Origin of the sequence: Arthrobacter sp. Hiyo1 (assembly GCF_001263615.2) — a bacterium.
Lineage (GTDB): Bacteria > Actinomycetota > Actinomycetes > Actinomycetales > Micrococcaceae > Arthrobacter.
This window is the reverse complement of the sequence record NZ_DF952468.1, coordinates 580,434-585,859: the sequence shown is the minus strand read 5'-3', so window position 1 is coordinate 585,859 and position 5,426 is coordinate 580,434. Positions and strand designations below refer to the sequence as shown.

Sequence of the window (5,426 nt, the reverse complement as noted above, 5' to 3'; positions counted from 1 at the left end):
TTGTACTTCCGTAACCGCCGCAAGAAGGGCCAGGCATCCGGAACGAGCTACGGCCCGCAGGGCGAACAGCTCGATCCCCTCGCCTCCTTGAGCATCCCGGACTTGCGGCGCAAAGCCGGGTCCCTGCTTATCGAAGCGGACGACACCATCAAATCCAGCGAGCAGGAACTCGGCTTCGCCCAGGCGCAATACGGCGATGCCGCCGTCGGGAACTTCACCAAGGCCTTGCTGGAAGCAAAGAACCATATGACCGAGTCGTTCAAGCTCCAGCAACAGCTCGATGACCACATCCCGGATACCGAAGAGCAGCAGCGCAGTTGGCTTGGCGAAATCATCCGGCGCTCGGACGCGGCCCTCGAGTCGCTGCGGGAGCAGAAGGCCGATTTCGACTCCCTGCGCGAGCTGGAGAAGAACGCGCCGCAGGCTTTGGCCACTGTTGCCGCCGGGGCGAACGAAGCCGAGGCAAAGATCAGCAGCGCGGAGCAATCGCTCAACGGACTGCGCGAGAAGTACGCAGACAGCGCACTTGGCCACGTGAGCGACAACATCACCCAGGCCAAGGACCGGCTTGCCTTCGTTCACAACGCAACAACGACGGCGCAGGAAAAGCTCGCCGCAGGTGAGAGCAGCCTCGCCGCTGTGGCCGTCCGCGCCGCGGAAGAAGGCCTGCACCAGACCAACGTCCTGATCGACGCGATCTCCAAGGTGGCGGGCAACCTCGACGAAGCCCGGAATTCGCTGGAGGGCGCCGTGGTGGAGACCAGCCAGGACCTGGCCCAGGCCAAAGCGATGATCCAGTCCGGCGAACACCCGGAGCTGGCCGGTCCGGTGGCGGGCGTCGAAGCCGCACTGGCGCAGGTCAAGGCCGAAATCCAGGGCGGAAAGATCGATCCCATTGCCACCCTGGACCGGGTGGAGAAGGCACACCAAGCCTTGGACCAGTCCCTCTCGGGAATCCGTGACCAGCAGGAACAGGCAAGGCGCGCGCAAGCCGCGCTCCAGCAGACCATCATGGCTGCCCAGTCCCAGATCAGCGCTACCTCGGACTACATCGCGGCGCGACGCGGCGGCGTTGGCCCCGAGGCCCGTACTCGTTTGGCCGAAGCCCAACGGAATCTCGACTACGCCCTGTCCATTTCCCGCAATGACCCCGTCACCGCACTGACGTACGCCCAGCAGGCCCAGTCGCTCGCTGCACAAGCCGCGCAACTGGCCCAGTCCGACGTCGATCAGTTCGGCGGCTTCGCCAACCAAGGCTACGGCCGCGGCGGCATGTTCGGTGGTGGAGGCAGTGGTGGCGGCCTCGGCGGAGCGATCCTCGGCGGCATCCTCATCAACTCCATCCTCCACGGCGGAGGGGGCGGCTGGGGCGGTGGAAACAACGACGGCGGAGGCGGAGGCTTCTTCGGTGGCGACGGCGGTGGGGGCGGAGGCTTCTTCGGCGGCGACGGTGGAGGTGGAGGCGACTTCGGCGGCGGCGACTCCGGTAGTTTCTAACTCCCAAAGACTAGGTGGGGGCCTGTTCCCCACGTAGAGCGGTACAAAAAACTGATCACTGGATTCAGTGGGCACCACTGAGCAGGACGAAAGGCAACACCATGGTTAAGCAGTCCATTTTCGGGCGGATCGCGCAGCTCGCCAAGGCGAACATCAATGCCTTGCTCGACCAGGCTGAGGACCCGCAGAAGATGCTGGACCAGATGGTCCGCGACTACTCGAACAACATCGCCGAAGCCGAGTCCGCCGTCGCGCAGACCATCGGGAACCTCCGCATGCTGCAGGCCGACTACAACGAGGACGTCAAAAACGCCCAGGACTGGGGCAACAAGGCCCTCGCAGCCTCCCGCAAGGCGGACGAGTACCGTGCGTCCGGCAACGCGGCCGACGCCGTCAAGTTCGACAACCTTGCCAAGGTGGCCATCCAGCGCCAGATGTCGGCCGAAAACGAGGCCAAGGCCGCCGAGCCGAACATCGCGTCCCAGTCGGAGGTCGTGGACAAGCTCAAGAGCGGCCTCGACCAGATGAAGGGCAAGCTCAACGAACTCACCAGCAAGCGCAATGAGCTGGTTGCCCGCTCCAAGACGGTTGCTGCCCAAACCCAGGTGCACGACGCCTCAAGAGCATCGACATCATGGACCCCACCAGCGAGGTAGGCCGCTTCGAAGAGAAGATCCGCCGCGAAGAGGCGAAGGTCCTCGGCCAGCAGGAACTGGCAGCCTCCAGCCTGGACGCCCAGTTCAACCAGCTTGAGGACCTCGGAGAGCAGACTGAGATCGAGGCCCGCCTGGCGGCCCTGAAGTCGGGCGGTTCGAAGGCCGCTATCGGCGCCGGCGCCACCGCTCCGGCAGACGATACCGTGGACGAAGCCGACTTCGACAAGCTCTAGTTCAGCCAAGCGAATGGCCGGGCCTCCAATGAGGCCCGGCCATTCGCTTTCTGAGTGCTTTATGCCCCTACGGCGAGCCGTCCAACGATGAGCCTCATGATTTCGTTGCTGCCTTCCAGGATCTGGTGGACGCGCAGGTCCCTGGCAATCTTCTCGAGGCCGTATTCCGACAAGTAGCCGTAGCCGCCGTGCAACTGGATGGCTTTGTTCGCCACGTTGAAACCGGCGTCCGTGGCGACGCGCTTCGCCATGGCGCACAACCTCACGGTGTCCGGGGCGCCACGGTCCAAAGCGTCCGCGGCCCGGAGGATCAGGTCCTGGCAGTTTCCAGTTCCGTATCCATGTCGGCAATATCAAACAGCAGGGACTGCTGGTTGATGAGCGGGCCGCCAAAAGCCGAGCGTGACTTGAGATAGGCGATGGACTTCTCCAGTGCCGCCTGGCCACCTCCCAGCGAACAAGCGCCCATGTTGACCCGGCCCCCGTTGAGGCCCTTCATCGCGATGCCGAATCCGCTGCCTTCTTCGCCAAGCCGGTTCGCCACGGCGACGCGTACGTCCTCGAAGATGACCTGCCGGGTGGGTTGGGCATTCCATCCCATCTTCTTTTCATTCGGGCCGAAGGACAGCCCAGGCGCGTCCGCGGGCACAACGATTGCGGTGATGCCCTGACTGCCCGTGTCCGCGGTCCGCGCCATGACCACATAGACGCTGGAAACTCCGGCACCCGAAATGAACTGCTTGGTGCCGTTAAGAACGTAACTATCGCCGTCGAGCACTGCCTTGGTGCTCAGCGCGGCGGCATCCGAGCCGGCTCCCGGCTCCGTAAGGCAATAGCTGCCCAGCGCTTCCATGGACGCGAGCTGCGGCACCCACTGTGCCCGCTGCTCATCGTTGCCGAAAGCGTCGATCATCCACACCACCATGTTGTGGATCGAGATGTAGGCCGCGATGGTGGGGTCTGCCTTGGACAGCTCCTCGAAGATCAGCGCCGCATCCGTGCGGGAAAGGCCCGAGCCGCCGAATTCTTCCCGGACGTAGATGCTCCCATGCCGAGGGTGCCCGCTTCACGCAGGACATCCACAGGGAAATGCTTGGTCTCGTCCCATTCTGCGGCGTGCGGCGCAATGGCCGTCGTGGCGAAATCGCGCACCATCTCCACCACCGCTTGCTGGTCCTCCGTGAGCTCAAACATTGGCACTCCTTTTCCCGGGTTGTCCGGGTTGTCCGGTTTTACTGGCCTTTTTCTAGCTATCCGCTGGGGTTTACTTGCTGACTTTGCCCATCAGGGAAGCGACAGGGCGAAGGAACAGCGGCCTCGCGAGGAACCACGCGCCCACAATCACGAGGAGGGACACGGCGAAAATGCCGAAACCAACCCAGTTGATATCGTCGCTGCCGCCATACATGTGGTTCAGGTTGCGCAGCGCCCCGGTAGCGAGGACCAGGGTGACGTGCACGATCGTGAAGAGCACGAAGTACACCATCACGGGGAAATGCACCGCCCGGGCGAGTTCGATGGGATAGACCTTGTTCACCGTGCCGGCCTTCTTGGGCCAGGCAGAGGAGGTGCGCAAACCGGTGATGATGGCGAGCGGGGCGGCGATGAAGACCGTGACGAAGTAGGTCAGCAATTGCAGGGCGTTGTAGTTCACCCAACCGTCCTCAGTGGGCCAGTTCAACGAGGCGTACTGGAGGGCGGCGGAAAGGGCGTTCGGGAAGACATCCCAGCTGGTGGGAATGATCCGCATCCATTGCCCGGTGGAAAAGATCACGATGATGAAGACGATGCCGTTCAACACCCACAGTGCATCCAGGGTTAGGTGGAACCACAGGTCCAGGCTGATCTTGGTTGGCGCGTTTTTGGTCCGGATGAATCCTTTGTTGTTTCGGGTCCATTGGGCCGGAGGCCTCTTGGCTGTGCGAACCTGCCAACCGGAACGAACGATGAGCACCATGAAGAAGACGTTCAGGAAGTGCTGCCAACCGAGCCAGGCCGGGAAACCTACGGGAGCGTTCGCCGGGAGGCTGGAGGCACCCGGGAAGTCGTGCAAGAACGACTGCACACCCGACAGGCCCGTCAACCATTTGGCAAACAAGACGATGAGCAAAAGTACGACCAGCACGCCTGGAACCACCCAAAGGGGTTGGGACCATTTGCTCTTGGCTGCTGTCGACTTTTTGGCGGGGGTGGACATCTTCTCAGACACCTCTCGGAAGAACTTTGCAATCAGGGACGCATCAAGCTAACAGGCTTTGGACCGAAGCGGCCAAAGCCTGTTACGCCGTCAGTTGGAACGGGCTTTGACGGCCTCGATGAGTTTCGGAACAACGGTGAAAATATCGCCCACGATTCCGAAGTCGGCCACCTCGAAAATGGGCGCGTCCCCGTCTTTGTTGATCGCCACAATGGTCTTGGCGGTCTGCATGCCTGCGCGGTGCTGGATGGCTCCGGATATTCCCAATGCGATGTACAGCTGCGGGGACACGCTCACACCGGTCTGGCCCACCTGGGCCGTCTGGGCAATGTAGCCGGCGTCGACGGCGGCGCGTGACGCACCGATCGCCGCGCCCAGAGTGTCGGCGAGCTGTTCAACCAGCACAAAGTTCTCGGACGAGCCCAAACCCCGTCCGCCGGAAACCACCGTCGCTGCGGTCCGAAGCTCGGGCCGGGCCGAGACGGCAGCATCGTCATTGAACTGGTCTATGATGGCGGCGCCTTCTGCTCGAGCATCGAGGGACACCGTCTGCAGGTCTGCCGTGGCTGCGGGAGCCTGGCCTTCGATCGCCCCCTGCCGGATGGTGAGGATGGGCAGCCCGCCTTCCACCACGGACTCGACGGTATAGGCCCCGCCAAACACCGAATGCTGGGCAACAACGGTTCCGTTGTCGCTGCGCACCTGCACGACGTCGGCGAGCACGCTCCCGCTTGCCCGCACGGCAAGCCGGGCGGCAGCTTCGCGGCCGTCCACCGAATTCGCCGTGAGGACGGCAGTCGGCCCGTAGGCGTGGACGGCACCACTCAGGGCATCCACGGCGGG

Annotated in this window: 3 protein-coding genes and 2 pseudogenes; 2 read left to right on the top strand and 3 right to left on the bottom strand. The window is 63.3% G+C overall.

What is annotated here, in order from left to right:
- Positions 1 to 1,497 (top strand): hypothetical protein (locus tag AHiyo1_RS02630; protein WP_059387520.1); only part of this gene is annotated, 1,497 nt, incomplete at its 5' end.
- 101 nt (positions 1,498 to 1,598) lie between these two features.
- A pseudogene (locus tag AHiyo1_RS02625) lies at positions 1,599 to 2,386 on the top strand (PspA/IM30 family protein).
- Between the two features lie 59 nt (positions 2,387 to 2,445).
- Here AHiyo1_RS02625 and AHiyo1_RS02620 read toward each other — a convergent pair.
- The 3 genes and pseudogenes from AHiyo1_RS02620 to AHiyo1_RS02610 form a co-directional block, all read right to left on the bottom strand.
- Positions 2,446 to 3,580, bottom strand: a pseudogene (locus tag AHiyo1_RS02620) (acyl-CoA dehydrogenase family protein).
- Between the two features lie 70 nt (positions 3,581 to 3,650).
- On the bottom strand, positions 3,651 to 4,583 hold the full coding sequence (locus AHiyo1_RS02615) for a cytochrome b/b6 domain-containing protein (protein WP_059387519.1): 933 nt from the start codon (positions 4,581 to 4,583) through the stop codon (positions 3,651 to 3,653).
- A 90-nt stretch (positions 4,584 to 4,673) separates the two neighbouring features.
- On the bottom strand, positions 4,674 to 5,426 hold a 753-nt coding region (locus AHiyo1_RS02610; protein WP_059387518.1), incomplete at its 5' end, for an electron transfer flavoprotein subunit alpha/FixB family protein.